General features: G+C 51.3%; 23 protein-coding genes and 1 other RNA gene. 15 read left to right on the top strand and 9 right to left on the bottom strand.

The features are described 5' to 3' along the window. Position 1: 1 nt before the first annotated feature. Positions 2-1,072 carry a 3-deoxy-7-phosphoheptulonate synthase AroF gene (gene aroF / locus C3D30_RS04465; protein WP_016159571.1) on the bottom strand — a complete coding sequence of 357 codons (1,071 nt, stop codon included), beginning with the start codon at positions 1,070-1,072 and terminating at the stop codon, positions 2-4. 208 nt (positions 1,073-1,280) lie between these two features. On the opposite strand from aroF, the gene C3D30_RS04460 reads away from it, so the two are divergent. The 4 genes from C3D30_RS04460 (at position 1,281) to C3D30_RS04445 (ending at position 4,030) form a co-directional block, all read left to right on the top strand. Beyond that, positions 1,281-1,646, top strand: coding sequence for a DUF2799 domain-containing protein (locus C3D30_RS04460; protein ID WP_105285932.1), 366 nt, complete (start codon positions 1,281-1,283; stop codon positions 1,644-1,646). Positions 1,647-1,797: 151 nt separating this feature from the next. Further along, positions 1,798-2,316: a regulatory sequestration protein YfiR gene (yfiR, locus tag C3D30_RS04455; protein ID WP_105285931.1), complete on the top strand. Its 519-nt coding sequence runs from the start codon at positions 1,798-1,800 to the stop codon at positions 2,314-2,316. Further along, complete coding sequence (gene dgcN / locus C3D30_RS04450) at positions 2,309-3,532, top strand: diguanylate cyclase DgcN/YfiN (RefSeq protein ID WP_105286518.1); 1,224 nt, start codon at positions 2,309-2,311, stop codon at positions 3,530-3,532. The genes yfiR and dgcN overlap by 8 nt, the downstream gene beginning before the upstream one ends. A gap of 15 nt (positions 3,533-3,547) precedes the next feature. After that, a complete protein-coding gene (locus tag C3D30_RS04445) occupies positions 3,548-4,030 on the top strand; it encodes an OmpA family protein (protein WP_000595359.1) in 483 nt (160 codons plus the stop codon). Between the two features lie 76 nt (positions 4,031-4,106). Here the strand turns inward: C3D30_RS04445 and rplS are convergent, their stop codons facing one another. The 5 genes from rplS to ffh form a co-directional block, all read right to left on the bottom strand. Next, a complete protein-coding gene (gene rplS / locus C3D30_RS04440; protein ID WP_000065253.1) occupies positions 4,107-4,454 on the bottom strand; it encodes a 50S ribosomal protein L19 in 348 nt (115 codons plus the stop codon). Between the two features lie 41 nt (positions 4,455-4,495). Beyond that, entirely contained in the window at positions 4,496-5,263 is a 768-nt protein-coding gene (gene trmD, locus C3D30_RS04435) for a tRNA (guanosine(37)-N1)-methyltransferase TrmD (RefSeq protein ID WP_105286517.1), read from the bottom strand. Positions 5,264-5,293: 30 nt separating this feature from the next. Further along, positions 5,294-5,842, bottom strand: coding sequence for a ribosome maturation factor RimM (gene rimM / locus C3D30_RS04430; RefSeq protein WP_000043335.1), 549 nt, complete (start codon positions 5,840-5,842; stop codon positions 5,294-5,296). Between the two features lie 18 nt (positions 5,843-5,860). Further along, entirely contained in the window at positions 5,861-6,109 is a 249-nt protein-coding gene (gene rpsP / locus C3D30_RS04425; RefSeq protein WP_000256450.1) for a 30S ribosomal protein S16, read from the bottom strand. Between the two features lie 248 nt (positions 6,110-6,357). After that, positions 6,358-7,719 (bottom strand): signal recognition particle protein, encoded by a 1,362-nt coding sequence (gene ffh, locus C3D30_RS04420; RefSeq protein WP_000460035.1) that lies wholly within the window; start codon positions 7,717-7,719, stop codon positions 6,358-6,360. Between the two features lie 166 nt (positions 7,720-7,885). Between ffh and C3D30_RS04415 the strand changes: the two genes are divergently transcribed. Then, entirely contained in the window at positions 7,886-8,677 is a 792-nt protein-coding gene (locus tag C3D30_RS04415) for a cytochrome C assembly family protein (protein ID WP_105286529.1), read from the top strand. A 19-nt stretch (positions 8,678-8,696) separates the two neighbouring features. Continuing rightward, the gene (locus C3D30_RS04410) at positions 8,697-9,983 is read left to right on the top strand and encodes an HlyC/CorC family transporter (RefSeq protein ID WP_010723175.1); all 1,287 of its coding nucleotides are present in this window, start codon (positions 8,697-8,699) and stop codon (positions 9,981-9,983) included. 54 nt (positions 9,984-10,037) lie between these two features. Here C3D30_RS04410 and grpE read toward each other — a convergent pair whose 3' ends face one another. Further along, positions 10,038-10,631, bottom strand: a complete 594-nt coding sequence (gene grpE / locus C3D30_RS04405) for a nucleotide exchange factor GrpE (protein ID WP_010351929.1) — start codon at positions 10,629-10,631, stop codon at positions 10,038-10,040. A 122-nt stretch (positions 10,632-10,753) separates the two neighbouring features. Between grpE and nadK the strand changes: the two genes are divergently transcribed. From nadK to bamE, 3 genes are all read left to right on the top strand, one after another. Further along, the gene (nadK, locus tag C3D30_RS04395) at positions 10,754-11,632 is read left to right on the top strand and encodes an NAD(+) kinase (protein WP_001059169.1); all 879 of its coding nucleotides are present in this window, start codon (positions 10,754-10,756) and stop codon (positions 11,630-11,632) included. Between the two features lie 85 nt (positions 11,633-11,717). Further along, entirely contained in the window at positions 11,718-13,379 is a 1,662-nt protein-coding gene (gene recN, locus C3D30_RS04390) for a DNA repair protein RecN (RefSeq protein WP_105285929.1), read from the top strand. 148 nt (positions 13,380-13,527) lie between these two features. Further along, positions 13,528-13,872 carry an outer membrane protein assembly factor BamE gene (bamE, locus tag C3D30_RS04385; protein WP_001203438.1) on the top strand — a complete coding sequence of 115 codons (345 nt, stop codon included), beginning with the start codon at positions 13,528-13,530 and terminating at the stop codon, positions 13,870-13,872. Between the two features lie 57 nt (positions 13,873-13,929). Here bamE and C3D30_RS04380 read toward each other — a convergent pair whose 3' ends face one another. After that, complete coding sequence (locus C3D30_RS04380; protein ID WP_001117835.1) at positions 13,930-14,220, bottom strand: RnfH family protein; 291 nt, start codon at positions 14,218-14,220, stop codon at positions 13,930-13,932. After that, entirely contained in the window at positions 14,210-14,647 is a 438-nt protein-coding gene (gene ratA / locus C3D30_RS04375; protein WP_024191158.1) for a type II toxin-antitoxin system toxin RatA, read from the bottom strand. The genes C3D30_RS04380 and ratA overlap by 11 nt, the downstream gene beginning before the upstream one ends. A gap of 170 nt (positions 14,648-14,817) precedes the next feature. Between ratA and smpB the strand changes: the two genes are divergently transcribed. The 6 genes from smpB (at position 14,818) to gabT (ending at position 21,314) form a co-directional block, all read left to right on the top strand. Next, entirely contained in the window at positions 14,818-15,300 is a 483-nt protein-coding gene (gene smpB, locus C3D30_RS04370) for an SsrA-binding protein SmpB (protein ID WP_000162574.1), read from the top strand. A 215-nt stretch (positions 15,301-15,515) separates the two neighbouring features. Then, positions 15,516-15,878, top strand: a transfer-messenger RNA (tmRNA) gene (gene ssrA, locus C3D30_RS04365). 405 nt (positions 15,879-16,283) lie between these two features. Then, positions 16,284-17,261 (top strand): glutarate dioxygenase GlaH, encoded by a 978-nt coding sequence (gene glaH, locus C3D30_RS04355; RefSeq protein ID WP_010352484.1) that lies wholly within the window; start codon positions 16,284-16,286, stop codon positions 17,259-17,261. Positions 17,262-17,280: 19 nt separating this feature from the next. Further along, positions 17,281-18,549, top strand: a complete 1,269-nt coding sequence (gene lhgD / locus C3D30_RS04350) for an L-2-hydroxyglutarate dehydrogenase (protein ID WP_105286516.1) — start codon at positions 17,281-17,283, stop codon at positions 18,547-18,549. 22 nt (positions 18,550-18,571) lie between these two features. Beyond that, complete coding sequence (gabD, locus tag C3D30_RS04345; protein WP_105286515.1) at positions 18,572-20,020, top strand: NADP-dependent succinate-semialdehyde dehydrogenase; 1,449 nt, start codon at positions 18,572-18,574, stop codon at positions 20,018-20,020. A 13-nt stretch (positions 20,021-20,033) separates the two neighbouring features. Then, the gene (gene gabT, locus C3D30_RS04340) at positions 20,034-21,314 is read left to right on the top strand and encodes a 4-aminobutyrate--2-oxoglutarate transaminase (RefSeq protein WP_105286514.1); all 1,281 of its coding nucleotides are present in this window, start codon (positions 20,034-20,036) and stop codon (positions 21,312-21,314) included. The last annotated feature ends 130 nt before the right edge of the window (positions 21,315-21,444 follow it).

Genomic DNA, 21,444 nt, shown 5'->3' with positions numbered 1-21,444 from the left:
CTTAAGCCACGCGTGCCGTCAGCTGCCCGTTCAGATCCTGATGAATCTCACGCAGCAAGGCATCGGTCATTTCCCAGCTAATGCAGGCATCGGTTACGGATACACCGTATTTCATTTCGCTGCGCGGTTGCTCGGAAGACTGATTGCCCTCGTGGATGTTACTTTCGATCATCAGACCAATAATTGAACGATTGCCATCTTTAATCTGGGCAACCACGGACTCTGCCACCGCAGGCTGACGGCGATAATCTTTATTGGAATTACCGTGACTGCAATCTACCATCAGAGACGGACGCAGTCCCGCCTGTTCCATCTCTTTTTCACATTGCGCGACATCTGCAGGGCTGTAGTTCGGCGCTTTACCGCCACGCAGGATCACATGTCCGTCCGGATTCCCCTGAGTTTGTAGCAACGCAACCTGCCCTGCCTGGTTAATACCAACAAAACGGTGTGGCTGAGCGGCAGCGCGCATGGCGTTAATTGCCGTTGCCAGACTGCCGTCGGTGCCGTTTTTAAAACCAACCGGCATAGATAGCCCGGATGCCATTTCACGGTGCGTTTGCGATTCCGTGGTACGAGCGCCAATTGCCGACCAGCTAAACAGATCGCCCAGGTATTGCGGGCTATTTGGATCTAACGCTTCTGTCGCCAGCGGCAGCCCCATGCTCACCAGTTCAAGCAGCAATTTACGCGCGATTTGCAGGCCGGCTTCTACGTCAAAAGAGCCATCCATATGAGGATCGTTAATTAACCCTTTCCAGCCGATGGTAGTACGGGGTTTTTCAAAATAGACGCGCATCACCAGATAGAGGCTATCGCTGACCTCTGCGGCAAGAGCTTTAAATCGACGAGCATATTCCAGAGCGGTTTCAGGATCATGAATGGAGCAAGGCCCACAAACTACCAACAGACGAGGATCGCGCCCGGCGATAATATCTGAAATAGTTTTACGCGAATCAGCAATCTGGGCTTCTTGATGCTGGCTTAATGGAAAAGCTGCCTTCAACTGTTCCGGGGTCATCAGAACCTGTTCGTCGGTAATGTGTACGTTATTCAGCGCGTCTTTTTTCATGATGGCGATCCTGTTTATGCTCGTTTGCGATAGTCAATCCTCAGCGAGGATGACGTAACGATAACACAACAAGTAAAGATTTCAATCCATATTTCGTAAACATTACTTTACACATGCAATTTTAATAAGCTAAAAGCCTCAAAATTCGTATAAATAAATTTACACCCTCATTAAAAACAATCCGCTATGCTTTGAAAAAGGAGAGAAAATGATGAAAAAATTTATCGGTCCCTTGTTGGCTTTAGTGGTTTGTGGTTGCCAGATTGATCCTTATACTCACGCGCCAAACTTAACCAGCACCGACTGGTATGATGTTGGTATGGAAGATGCAATATCAGGTATTGCCATAAAAGATCGCGATACATTTAGCGATTCACAGGCTGATCGGGAGGTATACCTTAAAGGATATGCCGAAGGACAAAAGAAAACCTGCCAAACCGACTTTACTTATGCCCGAGGGCTTTCCGGTAAAAGTTTCCCTGCCAGCTGCAACAATGTTGAAAATGCCAACCAACTACATGAAGTATGGCAAAAAGGAGCAGAGGAAAATGCCAGCACGATGCGATTAAATTAACCGGAGCGCCATCAACAAATTAATCATAAGATTTAACTCATTAAAACTTTAATTCTCATCGTGATGACGCCCGCATAAAAGAATGATATTTTAATAAGTATTCTGAAAAAATTATCGATGCATTTCGAGCGACGGTGGTGAGGATCCCTGAATGCGTTTTTCTCACCGGCTGTTTTTACTGCTGATTTCCCTCCTGCCGAGCGCACCATTACTTGCTCAGGAAACCACTGACGCTGCGAAAAATGTGCGCCTGATGGTTTCCGGTATTGTCAGCTACACTCGCTGGCCAGCGTTATCTGGCCCGCCAAAGCTATGTATTTTTTCATCTTCACGTTTTAGTACCGCCCTGCAAGATAATGGCGCGACTTCTTTACCTTATCTGCCCGTCATCATTCACAGCAAACAAGAAGCACTGATTTCAGACTGCAATGGTTTTTATTTTGGCAACGAATCACCGACATTCCAGATGGAATTAATCAAACAATATCCGTCTAAGGCGTTATTATTAATTGCCGAACAAAATGCAGAGTGCATTATTGGCAGCGCCTTTTGTCTGATCATCAACAATAATGATGTCAGATTTGCCGTAAACCTGGATGCCTTATCGCGTAGTGGTGTAAAGGTCAACCCGGATGTCTTAATGCTCGCTCGGAAGAAAAAAGATGGATAACGATAATTCTCTTAATAAGCGACCAACGTTTAAAAGAGCATTACGCAACATCAGCATGACCAGCATCTTTATCACCATGACGCTGATCTGGCTGCTGCTTTCCGTGACGTCGGTACTGACCCTGAAACAATATACGCAAAAAAATCTGGCGCTCACCGCAGCAACCATGACTTATAGTCTGGAAGCAGCGGTCGTTTTTGCCGATGGTCCGGCAGCGACAGAAACCCTGGCCGCGCTGGGGCAGCAAGGTCAATTTTCAACCGCTGAAGTACGTGATAATCAGCAAAATATCATTGCATCCTGGCACTACACAGCCAGAGAACCGGGAGATAGATTCAGTAATTTCATTAGCCACTGGCTCTTTCCCGCACCGGTAATTCAGCCCATTCGCCACAATGGAAAAATCATCGGCGAAGTCCATTTAACCGCTCGCGACAGTTCAATCAGCCATTTCATCTGGTTTTCACTCGCTGTGCTTACCGGTTGTATTCTGCTGGCATCAGGCATTGCAATCACCCTCACCCGCCATTTGCATAACGGACTGGTGGAGGCGCTAAAAAACATTACTGATGTAGTTCATGATGTGCGATCTAACCGCAATTTTTCCCGACGAGTTTCGGAAGAGCGTATCGAAGAATTTCACCGCTTTGCTCTCGACTTCAATAGTCTGCTGGATGAAATGGAAGAGTGGCAGCTTCGTTTACAGGCAAAAAATGCGCAACTCTTACGTACTGCCCTGCATGATCCGTTAACCGGCCTGGCTAACCGCGCAGCATTTCGCAACTGCATCAATACGTTAATGAGTGATTCTACCGTTCGGGAAACCTCAGCCTTACTTTTTCTTGATGGCGATAATTTTAAATATATCAATGACACATGGGGTCACGCGACGGGCGATCAGGTCTTGATCGAGATAGCAACACGGTTAATGGAATTTAGCGGGAAACGGCATCAAGCGTACCGTATAGGAGGCGATGAGTTCGCCATGATTCTGTATGGCGTACTGTCAGAATATGAAGTACAGCGTATCTGTACAGCTCTCACACAAACCTTTCATCGCCCATTCGATCTCCATAACGGTCACCAGACCAGTATGACCTTAAGTATTGGATACGCTCTGACTCGCGAACACGCTTCTGCGGAAAAATTACAAGAGCTTGCCGATCGTAATATGTATCAGGCCAAACATCAGCGCGCCGAAAAGCTGGTGAAATAACAAGGAAATATCTACATGATAAAGCAACTGGTAGCACCTCTGGTTTTCTCCACTCTGATACTGGCTGGTTGCCAGACTCCACAAGGCAAATTCACCCCAGAGCAAGTCGCTGCTATGCAGTCTTATGGTTTTACTGAATCTGCAGGTGACTGGTCGCTTGGCTTATCCGACACTATTTTGTTTGCTAAAAATGACTACAAACTGCTTCCGGAAAGTCAGCAACAAATCCAGACCATGGCGGCAAAACTGACCTCTACCGGGCTAACACACGCCCGTATGGATGGTCACACCGATAACTATGGTGAAGATAGCTACAACGAAGCCTTATCACTGAAGCGAGCGAATGTCGTCGCCGATGCCTGGGCTGAGGGTGGGCAAATTCCGCGCAGTAATCTCACTACTCAGGGTTTAGGGAAAAAATATCCTATTGCAAGTAACAAGACAGCACAGGGTCGCGCTGAGAACCGTCGCGTCGCTGTGGTGATTAGTGCACCGTAAACGCAATTTCAATAGATAAAAAAAGGGCCAGCCAATTGGCCAGCCCTTCTTAACAGGATGTCGCTTAAGCGAAATCTTAGTTGAGGCGCTCTTTGATACGAGCAGCCTTACCAGTACGCTCACGCAGGTAGTACAGTTTAGCTTTACGAACAGCACCACGACGTTTGACAGAAATGCTGTCAACTACCGGAGAGTGAGTCTGGAAGACACGCTCAACGCCTTCGCCGTTGGAAATTTTACGAACAGTGAATGCAGAGTGCAGACCGCGGTTACGAATAGCGATAACCACGCCCTCGAATGCCTGCAGACGTTTTTTGGAACCTTCAACAACCCATACTTTCACTTCCACGGTATCACCCGGACGGAAGGAAGGTACGTCCTGCTTCATCTGCTCTTGTTCAAGTTGCTTAATAATGTTGCTCATAATTTAATCTCTTATCCTGGGTAAACTGATATTTCGGGGGCTTACGCCATCCCATCATGTTTATGTTGCTGTTGTGCGTGTTCCGCTTTGAACTCCGCCAGCAACCTTGCTTGCTCTTCAGTCAGAGCCAGGTTTTCCAGAAGTTCAGGTCTTCTAAGCCAGGTACGACCCAGCGACTGTTTCAAACGCCAGCGACGTATCTCGGCATGGTTGCCCGACAGTAACACTGACGGAACTTCCATCCCTTCTAACACCTCAGGCCGCGTATAGTGCGGGCAATCCAGCAATCCTTCAGCAAAGGAATCTTCCGTTGCTGATGCTTCGTGACCCAGTACGCCCGGAATAAACCGGGAAACGGAGTCAATCAGCGTCATTGCTGGTAACTCACCACCGCTGAGAACGTAATCGCCGATTGACCATTCTTCGTCAATTTCGGTTTGGATCACGCGCTCATCTATACCTTCGTAGCGACCGCACACCAGAATCAATTTTTGATTCGTTGCCAGTTCGCTGACGCCCGCTTGATCAAGCTTGCGCCCCTGCGGTGACAGATAGATCACCTTAGCGCCTTCACCCGCCGCGCTTTTTGCTGCATGAATGGCGTCCCGTAAAGGTTGCACCATCATTAACATCCCCGGTCCGCCGCCGTAAGGACGATCGTCCACGGTACGGTGCCGGTCATGCGTGAAGTCACGTGGACTCCAGCTCTGGATGCTCAGCAGGCCATTTTTCACTGCCCGGCCAGTTACCCCGTAATCGGTAATTGCGCGGAACATTTCAGGAAACAGGCTAATTATGCCAATCCACATAGCGCCGTCTTTTACCGTTTATCCGGTGGTTTAAAAACCAGGATCCCAATCTACTTCGATTGAACGAGTAGTGAGATCGACTTTCTTGATAACCTGCCCATCGAGGAACGGTACGAGACGTTCCTTGATACCAAACGCATCTTTCAGGTTTGCCTTAATGACGAGAACGTCATTAGATCCGGTTTCCATCATGTCGACGACTTTACCGAGATCGTAGCCTTCAGTGGTCACTACCTGGCAGCCCATCAGGTCTTTCCAGTAGTAGTCGCCCTCTTCAAGCTGAGGCAGCTGCGATGAATCCACGACAATCTCACAATTCGTCAGCAGGTTCGCCGCATCACGATCGTCAACGCCTTTCAGCTTGATGATCATATCCTGATTGTGGTGCTTCCAGCTTTCCAGCTGGACTTGCTGCCACTGACCCGCCTTCTGGATAAACCAGGGCTGATAGTCAAAAATGCTTTCGGCGTCTTCGGTGGAAGAAAACACTCTGAGCCACCCACGAATACCGTAAGACGAACCCATTTTTCCCAAAACGATGGGATCAACAGGTGCTTGCGCGGTGAGTTGTTTGCTCATCATGACCACCGTGACAGATTAAGCTGCTTTGTTTACTTCTTTGATCAGCGCAGCAACGCGATCAGAAATAGTTGCGCCCTGGCCAACCCAGTGAGCGATGCGATCCAGATCCAGGCGGGTGCCTTCTTCTTTTTCGCTAGCGATTGGATTGAAGAAACCAACGCGCTCGATGAAGCGACCGTTGCGTGCATTACGGCTGTCAGCGACAACAACCTGGTAGAACGGACGCTTTTTAGCGCCGTGACGTGCTAAACGAATAGTTACCATAACATCCTCTTGTGTGAATAAAACAACCGGACCCCATCGAGGAACGGAGTCCGGTGTCATATTAAAAGCCCGAAAATTTTACTCATTTTTGCAGAAATTGCAATCAACAGTTGCTAACTCTGCTGTAAAAGGCCGTCGGCGGTGCAGCCAGTTTGGTGCCGGAGTGCGCGCAGTCACCGGAGCGTACACGCAGTACATGAGGATGACGAGCACACCCCGGTGCAAAAATGGCAAACAAGCCAGGCCGATTAGCGACCAGGAAACCCCGGCGGCATCATACCCTTCATGCTTCTCATCATCTTCGCCATTCCGCCCTTCTTCATTTTCTTCATCATGCGCTGCATGTCGTCGAACTGCTTCAGAAGACGGTTAACGTCCTGTACCTGCATACCGCAACCGGCAGCGATACGGCGTTTACGCGAACCTTTGATGATTTCTGGCTTAGCGCGCTCTTTCATCGTCATCGAGTTGATGATGGCTTCCATACGCACCAGCACTTTATCGTCCATTTGCGATTTCACGTTATCCGGGATCTGCCCCATACCCGGCAGTTTGCCCATCAGGCTGGCCATGCCGCCCATATTTTTCATCTGGCGCAGCTGCTCAAGGAAATCGTTAAGATCGAAGCCGTCGCCTTTTTTCAGCTTGCTGGCTAATTTCTCTGCCTGCGCGCGGTCAACTTTGCTTTCGATATCTTCGATCAGCGAAAGAACATCGCCCATGCCGAGAATACGCGACGCGATGCGGTCCGGATGGAACGGCTCCAGCGCCTCTGTTTTCTCGCCAACACCGAGGAACTTGATAGGCTTGCCGGTAATATGGCGAATAGAAAGCGCCGCACCGCCACGCGCATCGCCGTCCACTTTGGTCAACACTACGCCGGTAAGCGGTAACGCTTCATTGAATGCTTTCGCCGTATTGGCGGCATCCTGACCGGTCATGGCATCAACCACAAACAGGGTTTCAACCGGGTTAATCGACGCGTGGACTTGTTTGATCTCGTCCATCATCGCTTCGTCAACGTGCAGACGACCGGCGGTATCCACCAGCAGCACGTCGTAGAATTTCAGCTTAGCTTCTTTCAGCGCCGCGTTAACGATATCAACCGGCTTCTGACCAACATCTGAAGGGAAGAAATCGACGCCTACCTGTTCAGCCAGCGTCTCAAGCTGTTTGATTGCCGCCGGGCGATAAACGTCGGCAGAAACCACCAGCACTTTCTTCTTGTGCTTCTCGCGCAGGAACTTACCGAGTTTACCCACGCTGGTTGTTTTACCGGCACCTTGCAGGCCCGCCATCAGCACCACCGCAGGCGGTTGCGCAGCCAGGTTCAGGGTCTGGTTCTCTTCGCCCATCGCCGCAACCAACTCGTTACGGACGATTTTGACGAACTCCTGCCCCGGCGTCAGGCTTTTATTAACTTCATGACCAACCGCTTTCTCTTTTACGCGATTGATAAACTCACGCACTACCGGCAGAGCGACGTCCGCCTCCAGCAGCGCCATGCGCACTTCGCGCAGCGTATCTTTAACGTTGTCTTCAGTAAGGCGTCCACGGCCACTGATATTGCGCAGCGTGCGCGACAAACGATCGGTTAAATTATCAAACATTGTCTCTCGCCTGGGGTGGAAACGGTTGGCCGCAATCGCGACACATCATCTGTATTTTGCCGCAGTATAACATGAAGGCGTCTTTGTTGTTATGCAACGGTTGGAGCAGCGTTCACCTGACGCTATACTGCTTTTCTTTCTCATTGCTCAAACTGTCGACATCACTATGCCCGTTTTTGCTCTGCTCGCGCTCGTCGCCTACTCCGTCAGTCTCGCGCTGATTGTTCCCGGTCTGCTGCAAAAAAACGGCGGCTGGCGGCGAATGGCTATTATTTCTGCGGTCATCGCGCTGGTCTGCCACGCTATCGCTCTTGAAGCCCGCATTTTGCCAAGCGGCGATAGCGGACAAAACCTTAGCCTGTTGAATGTCGGTTCGCTGGTCAGCCTGATGATTTGTACGGTAATGACCATCGTGGCCTCACGTAACCGTGGTTGGCTGCTGTTGCCGATTGTTTATGCCTTTGCGCTCATCAATCTGGCGCTGGCGACCTTCATGCCCAATGAATACATCACCCATCTGGAAGCGACGCCAGGAATGCTGGTGCACATTGGCTTATCGCTCTTTTCCTATGCCACGCTGATTATTGCGGCCCTGTACGCGTTGCAACTGGCATGGATTGATTACCAACTGAAGAACAAGAAGCTGGCGTTTAATCAGGAAATGCCTCCGCTGATGAGTATTGAGCGTAAAATGTTCCACATCACGCAAATTGGCGTGGTGCTGTTAACGCTCACTCTTTGTACCGGCCTGTTCTACATGCACAACTTATTTAGCATGGAAAATATCGACAAGGCTGTGCTCTCTATCGTGGCGTGGTTTGTCTATATTGTGCTGCTGTGGGGGCATTATCATGAAGGATGGCGTGGACGCCGCGTCGTCTGGTTTAACGTCGCGGGTGCGGTCATTCTGACACTGGCCTACTTCGGCAGCCGAATTGTCCAGCAGTTAATCAGCTAAACCAGAAAAGGAGTTTCCCCTGGAACACATATCTACTACCACGTTGATCATAATTCTGATCATCATGGTGGTCATTTCAGCCTATTTTTCCGGCTCCGAAACCGGAATGATGACACTCAACCGCTATCGCCTGCGGCACATGGCGAAGCAGGGTAATCGTTCGGCTAAACGGGTCGAAAAATTACTGCGCAAACCAGACCGCCTGATAAGCCTGGTATTAATCGGCAATAACCTGGTCAATATTCTCGCTTCCGCACTGGGCACCATTGTCGGGATGCGTTTGTATGGCGATGCAGGTGTAGCAATTGCGACCGGCGTGCTGACCTTCGTGGTGCTGGTTTTTGCCGAAGTATTGCCGAAAACTATCGCCGCGCTGTACCCGGAAAAAGTCGCCTATCCGAGTAGTTTTCTGTTAGCACCGCTGCAAATTTTGATGATGCCGCTGGTATGGTTACTGAACGCTATCACCCGCATGTTAATGCGCATGATGGGCATCAAAACTGATATCGTGGTCAGCGGCTCTTTAAGCAAAGAAGAGTTGCGTACCATTGTGCACGAATCACGTTCACAAATTTCTCGCCGCAATCAGGATATGCTGCTGTCGGTACTCGATCTGGAAAAAATGACCGTCGATGACATCATGGTGCCGCGCAGTGAAATTATCGGCATCGATATCAACGATGACTGGAAATCGATTCTCCGCCAGCTCTCCCACTCTCCTCACGGGCGCATAGTGCTGTACCGCGACTCGCTGGACGACGCCATCAGCATGTTGCGTGTGCGTGAAGCCTGGCGGCTCATGTCGGAGAAAAAAGAGTTCACCAAAGAAACCATGCTACGCGCTGCGGACGAAATCTATTTTGTGCCGGAAGGCACGCCGCTCAGTACGCAATTAGTTAAATTTCAACGCAATAAAAAGAAAGTCGGCCTGGTCGTCAACGAATACGGCGATATTCAGGGACTGGTGACGGTTGAAGATATTCTGGAAGAGATTGTCGGTGATTTCACCACGTCGATGTCGCCAACGCTTGCTGAAGAAGTGACGCCGCAAAACGACGGTTCGGTGATTATTGATGGCACAGCCAACGTGCGAGAAATCAACAAAGCCTTTAACTGGCATCTGCCAGAAGATGATGCTCGCACGGTTAATGGCGTCATTCTTGAGGCACTGGAAGAGATTCCTGTCGCAGGCACTCGCGTGCGTATTGGCGAGTACGATATCGATATTCTCGACGTACAGGACAATATGATTAAGCAGGTAAAAGTTTTTCCTGTGAAACCGCTGCGCGAGAGTGTGGCGGAGTAACGAAAACGGCCCAGCATTCACATGCCGGGCCGTAATTTATTACGAAAACATTAATTAAGCTTTTGCTTTCGCTACAGTAACCATCGCCGCGCGAATCGTACGACCGTTCAGCGTATAACCTTTCTGCATAATGCCCAGTACGTTACCCGGCGCAACGTCGTCAGATTCCACCATTGCGATAGCCTGATGCACGTTCGGATCCAGCGGTACATTCGTTTCGGCAATCACATCAACGCCAAACTTACGTACTACATCCAGCATCGACTTCAGCGTCAGCTCAATACCTTCAACCATCGCAGACATATCCGGGTTAGCTTTATCAGCCACTTCCAGCGCGCGATCCAGACTATCAATCACCGGCAGCAATTCGTTGATGAATTTTTCCAGCGCGAATTTATGCGCTTTTTCGATATCCAGTTCAGTACGACGACGCAGGTTTTCCATTTCCGCTTTTACGCGCAAAATGCCATCACGTTCACGGGTCTGGGCCTCAGCCAACTGAGCTTCGAGATTCGCAATTTTTTCATCGCGCGGATCCACCTGCTCAGCAGAAGCGTCTGGCTCAACTGCCTCAATCTCTTCGTGCTGATCCATGATAATTTCTTCCGGGGCTTGCCCCTCAGGCGTTTTCTGTTCTTTACTACTCATGAATTTCTCCGCGTTTTTTTCGCATTCATCTCGCTAACTTCGCTTATTATGGGGATCAGTTTCAGGGTTTCAAGGGAAGCACTCACATTGTCATCAATCTTCGCAACAAGGACCTCGGAAAAATGAATAATCATTTCAAGTGTATTGGCATTGTGGGACACCCACGGCACCCTACTGCATTGACAACACATGAAATGCTCTACCGCTGGCTGTGCACAAAAGGTTACGAGGTCATCGTCGAGCAGCAAATCGCTCACGAACTACAACTGAAGAATGTGAAAACTGGCACGCTCGCGGAGATTGGGCAACTGGCTGATCTCGCGGTAGTCGTTGGTGGCGACGGTAATATGCTGGGCGCAGCGCGCACACTCGCGCGCTACGACATTAAAGTCATCGGCATCAACCGTGGTAACCTGGGTTTCCTGACCGACCTTGATCCCGATAACGCCCAGCAACAATTAGCCGATGTGCTGGAAGGTCATTACATCAGCGAGAAACGTTTTTTGCTGGAAGCGCAGGTCTGCCAGCAAGATTGCCAGAAACGCATCAGCACCGCGATTAATGAAGTGGTACTACATCCTGGCAAAGTGGCGCATATGATTGAGTTCGAAGTGTACATCGACGAGATCTTTGCGTTTTCTCAGCGTTCCGATGGACTGATTATTTCGACGCCTACAGGCTCTACCGCCTATTCTCTGTCGGCGGGTGGCCCGATTCTGACACCCTCTCTGGATGCGATTACCCTGGTGCCCATGTTCCCGCATACGCTGTCAGCGCGACCACTGGTCATAAACAGCAGCAGCACGATCCGCCTGCGTTTTTCGCATCGCCGTAACGACCTGGAAATCAGTTGCGACAGTCAAATAGCACTGCCGATTCAGGAAGGTGAAGATGTCCTGATTCGGCGCTGTGATTACCATCTGAATCTGATTCATCCGAAAGATTACAGCTATTTCAACACATTAAGTACCAAGCTCGGCTGGTCAAAAAAATTATTCTAATTTTACGCCAGCCTCTTTACTGTATATAAAACCAGTTTATACTGTACACAATAACAGTAATGGTTTTTCATACAGGAAAACAACTATGTTGGCACAACTGACCATCAGCAACTTTGCTATCGTTCGTGAGCTTGAGATTGATTTTCACAGCGGCATGACCGTAATAACCGGCGAGACCGGCGCGGGTAAATCTATTGCGATAGATGCTCTCGGCCTGTGTCTCGGTGGTCGTGCTGAAGCCGACATGGTGCGTACCGGCGCTGCCCGCGCTGATCTGTGCGCCCGTTTTTCACTGAAAGATACGCCCGCAGCACTGCGCTGGCTGGAAGAAAACCAACTGGAAGATGGCCACGAATGCCTGCTTCGTCGCGTTATCAGTAGCGATGGCCGTTCCCGTGGTTTTATCAACGGTACGGCTGTTCCGCTGTCTCAGCTACGCGAACTGGGTCAATTGCTGATTCAGATCCATGGTCAACACGCTCATCAGTTACTCACCAAACCCGAGCATCAGAAATTCCTGCTTGATGGCTACGCCAATGAAACGTCTCTGCTCCAGGAAATGACCGCGCGTTATCAGTTGTGGCATCAAAGCTGCCGTGACCTCGCGCATCATCAACAACTAAGTCAGGAACGCGCCGCCCGTGCTGAACTACTGCAATACCAATTAAAAGAACTGAACGAATTTAATCCGCAGCCCGGCGAGTTTGAACAAATCGACGAAGAGTACAAACGTCTGGCTAACAGCGGTCAATTGCTTACGACCAGCCAGAATGCACTGGCATTAATGGCCGACGGTGAAGATGCGAACCTACAAAGTCAGCTTTACACTGCAAAACAACTGGTCAGCGAATTGATTGGTATGGACAGCAAACTGTCCAGCGTACTTGATATGCTGGAAGAGGCCACTATTCAGATTGCCGAAGCCAGTGACGAATTACGCCACTACTGCGATCGTCTGGATCTCGACCCTAACCGCTTGTTTGAACTTGAACAGCGTATCTCAAAGCAGATTTCGCTGGCACGTAAACACCACGTCAGCCCGGAGGCATTGCCGCAATATTATCAGTCACTTCTGGAAGAACAGCAGCAACTTGACGATCAGGCCGACTCGCAAGAAACGCTCGCGTTGGCGGTAACGAAACATCATCAGCAGGCGCTGGAAACGGCGCGCGCATTACACCTGCAACGCCAGCACTATGCAACTGAGCTGGCACACCTGATCACCGACAGTATGCAGGCGCTGTCCATGCCGCATGGACAGTTTACGATTGATGTTAAATTTGACGAACATCACCTGGGCGCTGACGGTGCTGATCGTATTGAGTTTCGGGTAACCACCAACCCAGGTCAGCCGATGCAGCCCATTGCCAAAGTCGCCTCCGGTGGTGAATTGTCCCGTATCGCACTGGCAATTCAGGTCATCACCGCGCGTAAAATGGAAACCCCGGCGCTTATTTTCGATGAAGTGGATGTGGGGATTAGCGGTCCGACAGCGGCAGTTGTCGGCAAACTGCTACGTCAGCTTGGTGAATCAACCCAGGTGATGTGTGTTACCCACCTGCCACAAGTTGCAGGATGCGGTCATCAACACTATTTTGTCAGCAAAGACACCGATGGTGCTATGACCGAAACGCATATGCAATCCCTGGATAAAAAGGCGCGGTTACAAGAGCTGGCACGCCTGCTTGGCGGCAGTGAAGTCACACGCAACACGCTGGCAAACGCGAAAGAACTACTGGCAGCGTAAACTTTTTTACCGCTTCACGGTCAGAGTAGACAGCAAAACGCCGTAAGACCGGAAAGCAAAAGGTTTTAAAGTGATGAAAGGTCTATTATCATCGGCATATTACAGATGAGCCACGTACTGCTCGGGCCCGAAAAGGAATCAAATCATTATGCGCTGTAAAACGCTGACTGCTGCCGCAGCAGTACTATTGATGTTGACCGCAGGCTGTTCCACTCTGGAGCGAGTGGTTTACCGTCCTGACATCAACCAGGGGAACTATCTGACTGCTAACGACGTGTCCAAAATACGCGTTGGCATGACGCAACAACAAGTTGCGTACGCATTGGGTACACCGCTGATGTCCGATCCATTTGGTACAAATACCTGGTTCTATGTCTTCCGCCAGCAACCAGGCCATGAAGGTGTAACGCAGCAAACTCTGACGCTGACCTTTAACAGCAGCGGTGTGTTGACCAATATTGATAACAAACCTGCGCTGAGTGGCAACGAATAAAACTTGCTGTTTATAGCGATTAAAAAAGGTGCTCAGTGAGCACCTTTTTTCTGCCTGCTATTTATTCGCCGATTTCTCTGCGCGCTGTCTACGAAGCTCTTTCGGATCGGCAATCAGAGGTCGATAAATCTCTACACGATCGCCATCGCGCACGATATCGCTCAGTTTTGCCGGACGACTGTAAATGCCGACTTTATTTTTAGTTAAATCGATATCTGTACGCAATTCCAGCAAACCACTTGCGCGAATTGCCTCTTCAACCGTCGCGCCCTCCTGCAATGTTACACGCTGCAAATACTGCTTCTCTGGTAACGCGTAAGCTACCTCTACAGCAATTTTACCTGGCACTATAAACCTCTTTTGCTCGCACGGTGAAAGCCTGCACCATATTAGCCGCCAGCTCTTTAAACACGCGACCGAAGGCGAGTTCAATCAACTTATTAGTAAACTCAAAGTCGAGATGAAACTCGATACGGCACGCTTCCGGACTCAACGGTGTAAACTTCCAGCCGCCGATCAATTTCTTGAACGGCCCATCAACCAGATTCATCAGAATACTTTGGTTACTGGTCAACTGGTTGCGGGTAGTAAACGTTTTGCTGATCCCAGCCTTAGAGACATCTACCGCAGCGGTCATCTGTCCAGGAGTGGACTCCAGAATCCGACTTCCAGTACAACCTGGCAAAAACTGAGGATAAGACTGAACGTCATTCACTAACTGATACATTTGCTCCGCGCTGTAGGGAACGAGTGCGGTCCGGCTAATTTGAGGCATAACAAATTCCATCAACAAAAATCCAACAAATAATATCATTTATCCTGCTGTAAAAAAAACGCTATCCCGGCGCTGGGTAACATCGTGTTCATGCTAAGATAGAGCCTTGTCCCCCGCAGGATTGATATGGGGTATTTTCGATTTCAGATTACCGATGATTCACGACGCTTATGACGAAGAAAAAAGCACATAAACCTGGTTCAGCGACCATCGCGCTTAACAAGCGCGCCCGTCACGAATACTTTATTGAAGAAGAGTTCGAAGCGGGACTTGCCCTGCAAGGCTGGGAAGTTAAATCCCTGCGCGCAGGAAAAGCCAATATTAGTGACAGCTATGTCCTTCTGCGCGACGGTGAAGCGTTCCTGTTTGGCGCAAATATCACGCCGATGGCAGTGGCTTCCACACATGTGGTGTGCGATCCTACTCGTACCCGCAAGTTACTTCTCAACCAGCGCGAACTGGACTCATTATATGGTCGCGTCAATCGTGAAGGCTATACCGTAGTGGCGCTCTCTCTGTACTGGAAAAATGCCTGGTGCAAAGTGAAAATCGGCGTCGCGAAAGGTAAGAAACAGCACGATAAACGTTCCGACATCAAAGAACGTGAATGGCAGGTTGATAAAGCGCGTATCATGAAAAACGCTCACCGTTAAACCTGCATCACATATACTGACCAGTTCCTCACCGCGCCTCCCCTCTCCGGTGGCGCGAATGCACATCTTATCGGCTATCATATTTGATACAGATGTCGTCATCCCTTTGCTTAATCGAATAAAAATCATGCCAGGCGGGCGCTAAATCCTGAACGATAACGCCATTGGGGCTGGTCATGACGCTCACAAATCTGGTATACTCGCCATTACACATTGGGGCTGATTCTGGATTCGACGGGATTTGCGAAACCCAAGGTGCATGCCGAGGGGCGGTTGGCCTCGTAAAAAGCCGCAAAAAATAGTCGCAAACGACGAAAACTACGCTTTAGCAGCTTAATAACCTGCTTAGAGCCCTCTCTCCCTAGCCTCCGCTCTTAGGACGGGGATCAAGAGAGGTCAAACCCAAAAGAGATCGCGTGGAAGCCCTGCCTGGGGTTGAAGCGTTAAAACTTAATCAGGCTAGTTTGTTAGTGGCGTGTCCGTCCGCAGCTGGCAAGCGAATGTAAAGACAGACTAAGCATGTAGTGCCGAGGATGTAGGAATTTCGGACGCGGGTTCAACTCCCGCCAGCTCCACCAAATAAATCAAGGGGTTACGTGAAAGCGTAGCCCCTTTTTCTTTGGTTGTAGCGGCAAAATGACGACGGATTTAACGACCCCGTATTACTCTTCTGTTTTACAATCACAGTCTTCCTTCTCCTTTTTCAATAGAGAGAAAACCATCGCCAATGTAACAAATATCTGGCTGTATTCTCTGTGCCCCGTACTGAATTGCATTAATACATTCCTGACTTAAATCCGAATTTTTTAGCCCATTGAAGGTACTCACCAAACCAAATGTTAACTATTTGTTGTTTTCGATCACAATAAGAAAACAATATGTCACTTTTGTGCGCATTTTTCAGAAATGTAGATATTTTTAGATTATGGCTACGAAATGAGCATCGCCATGTCACCCTACATCTCATAAGAGGATCGCTTCTGATGAATGCACTGACCGCCGTACACACAAACGCTGTCGATTCAGGCCAGGACTATAGCGGATTCACCCTCACCCCGTCGGCGCAATCCCCGCGTCTTCTGGAACTCACCTTCACCGAACAGACGACCAAACAGTTCCTCGAACAGGTTGCCGAATGGCCCGTGCAGGCGCTGGAGTACAAATCTTTCCTGCGTTTCCGTGTGGGCAAAATTCTTGACGACTTGTGTGCAAATCAGCTGCAACCACTGCTGTTGAAGACGCTACTAAACCGTGCTGAAGGTGCACTGCTAATCAACGCCGTGGGTGTCGATGATGTGAAGCAGGCGGACGAGATGGTGAAGCTGGCAACGGCGGTGGCGCATCTGATTGGCCGTTCCAATTTCGATGCCATGAGCGGTCAGTATTACGCGCGTTTTGTGGTGAAAAATGTCGATAACTCAGACAGCTATCTGCGTCAACCACACCGTGTGATGGAACTGCACAACGACGGCACCTACGTCGAAGAGATCACCGACTATGTGCTGATGATGAAAATCGACGAGCAGAACATGCAGGGCGGAAACTCGCTGCTGCTGCATCTCGATGACTGGGAACATCTGGACCACTATTTCCGCCATCCGCTGGCGCGTCGCCCGATGCGCTTTGCCGCACCGCCGAGTAAAAACGTCAGTAAAGATGTCTTCCATCCTGTGTTCGACGTCGATCAGCAGGGTCGCCCGGTGATGCGCTATATCGACCAGTTCGTCCAGCCAAAAGATTTTGAAGAAGGCGTGTGGTTGAGCGAGCTTTCGGACGCCATTGAAACCAGCAAAGGCATCCTGTCTGTGCCGGTTCCCGTTGGCAAATTCCTGTTGATTAACAATCTGTTCTGGCTGCACGGTCGCGACCGCTTTACCGCACATCCGGATCTGCGTCGTGAACTGATGCGCCAGCGCGGCTATTTCGCTTACGCCACTAACCACTACCAGACGCATCAGTAAACGCAAAGGAATTGAGCGGATGTATGATTTTGTGATTATTGGCGGCGGCATCATCGGCATGTCGACCGCCATGCAACTGATTGATGTCTATCCGGACGCTCGCATTGCGTTGCTGGAAAAAGAGCCCGGCCCGGCCTGTCACCAGACGGGCCACAATAGCGGCGTGATCCATGCCGGGGTCTATTACACGCCCGGCAGCCTGAAGGCGCAGTTTTGCCTGGCGGGGAACCGCGCCACCAAAGCCTTTTGCGATCAAAACGACATCCGCTACGACAACTGCGGCAAGATGCTGGTCGCCACATCCGCACTCGAAATGGAGCGGATGCGCGCGTTATGGGAACGCACAGCGGCGAACGGGATTGAACGCGAGTGGTTAAACGCCGACGAGCTGCGCGAGCGTGAACCGAATATCACCGGGCTCGGCGGTATTTTTGTGCCGTCCAGCGGCATTGTCAGCTACCGCGACGTCACGGCAGCGATGGCAAAAATCTTCCAGGCCAGAGGCGGCGAGATTATTTATAACGCCGAAGTTAGCGGCCTCAGTGAGCATAAAAACGGCGTGGTTGTCCGCACCCGTCAGGGCGGCGAGTATGAAGCGTCGACGCTGATTAGCTGTTCTGGCCTGATGGCTGACCGGCTGGTGAAAATGCTCGGGCTTGAACCCGGCTTTATCATCTGCCCGTTCCGTGGCGAGTATTTCCGCCTTGCGCCGGAGCATAACCAGATTGTTAACCACCTGATTTACCCCATTCCCGACCCCGCGATGCCATTTTTGGGCGTGCATCTCACCCGCATGATCGATGGCAGCGTGACCGTCGGGCCAAACGCGGTGCTGGCTTTCAAACGTGAAGGCTATCGCAAGCGCGACTTCTCATTTAGCGACACGCTGGAGATTTTAGGCTCGTCGGGGATTCGCCGGGTGCTGCAAAACCATCTACGCTCAGGATTGGGCGAGATGAAAAACTCGCTGTGCAAAAGCGGCTATCTGCGGCTGGTGCAAAAGTATTGTCCCCGGCTTTCGCTAAGCGATCTCCAGCCCTGGCCCGCCGGTGTGCGGGCGCAGGCGGTATCACCGGATGGCAAGCTGATTGACGATTTTCTGTTTGTCACCACCCCGCGCACGATCCACACCTGCAATGCGCCCTCCCCGGCAGCGACATCAGCAATTCCTATTGGTGCGCATATTGTCAGCAAGGTACAAACGCTGTTGGCAAGCCAGAGTAACCCCGGACGCACGCTGCGAGCGGCACGTAGTGTGGATGCCTTACACGCCGCATTTAATCAATAACCTTTGAAAACAGGACGTAACAATGAAACTTAACGACAGTAACTTATTCCGCCAGCAGGCGTTGATTAACGGGGAATGGCTGGACGCCAACAATGGTGAAGTCATCGACGTCACCAATCCGGCGAACGGCGACAAGCTGGGTAGCGTGCCAAAAATGGGCGCGGAGGAAACCCGCGCCGCTATCGACGCCGCCAACCGCGCCCTGCCCGCCTGGCGTGCGCTCACCGCTAAAGAACGCGCCACCATTCTGCGCAACTGGTTCAATTTAATGATGGAGCATCAGGACGATTTAGCGCGTCTGATGACCCTCGAACAGGGCAAACCGCTGGCTGAAGCGAAAGGCGAAATCAGCTACGCCGCCTCCTTTATTGAATGGTTTGCCGAAGAAGGCAAACGCATTTATGGCGACACCATTCCCGGTCATCAGGCCGATAAGCGCCTGATTGTGATCAAGCAGCCGATTGGCGTGACCGCCGCCATTACCCCGTGGAACTTCCCGGCGGCGATGATTACCCGTAAAGCCGGCCCGGCGCTGGCGGCAGGCTGCACCATGGTGCTGAAACCTGCGAGTCAGACGCCGTTCTCTGCGCTGGCGCTGGCGGAGCTGGCGATCCGCGCGGGCGTTCCAGCTGGCGTATTTAACGTCGTCACTGGCTCGGCGGGAGCGGTCGGTAACGAACTGACCAGCAATCCGCTGGTGCGTAAGCTGTCGTTTACCGGCTCGACCGAAATTGGCCGCCAGTTGATGGAACAGTGCGCAAAAGACATCAAAAAAGTGTCGCTGGAGCTGGGCGGCAACGCACCGTTTATCGTCTTTGACGATGCCGATCTCGACAAAGCCGTGGAAGGCGCGCTGGCCTCAAAATTCCGCAACGCCGGGCAAACCTGCGTCTGCGCCAACCGTTTATACGTGCAGGACAGCGTGTATGACCGCTTTGCTGAAAAATTACAGCAGGCGGTGAGCAAACTGCATATCGGCGACGGGCTGGAGAAAGGCGTCACCATCGGGCCGCTGATCGATGAAAAAGCGGTAGCAAAAGTGGAAGAGCATATTGCCGATGCGCTGGAGAAAGGCGCGCGCGTGGTTTGCGGCGGTAAAGCGCACGAGCGCGGCGGCAACTTCTTCCAGCCGACCATTCTGGTGGACGTTCCGGCCAACGCCAAAGTGTCGAAAGAAGAGACGTTCGGCCCCCTCGCCCCGCTGTTCCGCTTTAAAGATGAAGCCGATGTGATTGCGCAGGCCAATGACACCGAGTTTGGTCTTGCCGCCTATTTCTACGCCCGTGATTTAAGCCGCGTCTTCCGCGTCGGCGAGGCGCTGGAGTACGGCATCGTCGGCATCAATACCGGCATTATTTCCAATGAAGTGGCCCCGTTCGGCGGTATCAAAGCCTCGGGACTGGGTCGTGAAGGATCGAAGTATGGCATCGAAGATTACTTAGAAATCAAATATATGTGTATCGGTCTTTAACTGGAGAACGCGAATGAGCAGCAATAAAGAGTTAATGCAGCGCCGCAGTCAGGCAGTTCCTCGTGGCGTTGGGCAAATTCACCCAATTTTCGCTGATCGTGCGGAAAACTGCCGGGTGTGGGACGTTGAAGGCCGTGAGTATCTTGATTTCGCGGGCGGGATTGCGGTGCTCAACACCGGGCACCTGCATCCGAAAGTGGTTGCGGCGGTAGAAGCGCAACTAAAAAAACTGTCACACACCTGCTTCCAGGTGCTGGCTTACGAGCCGTATCTGGAGCTGTGCGAAATAATGAATCAGAAGGTGCCGGGCGATTTCGCCAAAAAAACGTTGCTGGTGACGACTGGTTCCGAAGCGGTGGAGAACGCGGTGAAAATCGCCCGCGCCGCCACCAAACGCAGCGGCACCATCGCCTTTAGCGGCGCTTACCACGGGCGCACGCACTACACGCTGGCGCTGACCGGCAAGGTGAATCCGTACTCTGCGGGTATGGGGCTGATGCCGGGCCATGTTTATCGCGCGCTTTACCCTTGCCCGTTGCATGGCATCAGTGAAGACGATGCTATCGCCAGTATCCACCGAATTTTTAAAAATGACGCTGCGCCGGAAGATATCGCTGCCATCGTGATTGAGCCGGTTCAGGGCGAAGGCGGTTTCTACGCCGCGACGCCAGCCTTTATGCAACGTTTACGCGCACTGTGTGACGAGCACGGAATCATGCTGATTGCCGATGAAGTGCAGAGCGGCGCGGGGCGTACCGGCACGCTGTTTGCGATGGAGCAGATGGGCGTGGCACCGGATCTTACCACCTTTGCGAAATCGATCGCGGGCGGCTTCCCGCTGGCGGGCGTCACCGGGCGCGCTGAAGTGATGGATGCTGTCGCACCGGGCGGCCTGGGCGGCACCTATGCGGGTAACCCGATAGCCTGCGTGGCGGCGCTGGAAGTGTTGAAGGTGTTTGAGCAGGAAAATCTACTGCAAAAAGCCAATGACCTGGGCCAGAAGCTGAAAGACGGATTGTTGGCAATCGCCGAAAAATACCCGGAGATCGGCGATGTTCGCGGTCTGGGAGCGATGATCGCCATCGAGCTGTTTGAAAATGGCGATCACAGCAAGCCGGACGCCAAACTCACCGCCGAGATCGTGGCGCGCGCCCGTGACAAAGGCCTGATTCTTCTCTCCTGCGGCCCGTATTACAACGTGCTGCGCATCCTTGTACCGCTCACCATTGAAGATGCTCAGATTCGTCAGGGTCTGGAGATCATCGCTCAGTGTTTTGATGAGGCGAAGCAATAGCACCGCACCCATGCCGGAGGCGACGCTGCGCGTCTTGTCCGGCCCACGGGAATCCAGGTCGGATAAGGCGTTTACGTCGCATCCGACAATCTGTACGTGAACAGGAATAAATCTATGTCGGCCGGATAAG

Source organism: Escherichia sp. MOD1-EC5433 (assembly GCF_002966005.1).
In the GTDB taxonomy this organism is placed as follows: Bacteria; Pseudomonadota; Gammaproteobacteria; order Enterobacterales; family Enterobacteriaceae; genus Escherichia; species Escherichia ruysiae.
The sequence above is the reverse complement of the archived record's forward strand: the minus strand, read 5'-3'. Positions and strand labels throughout refer to the sequence as shown.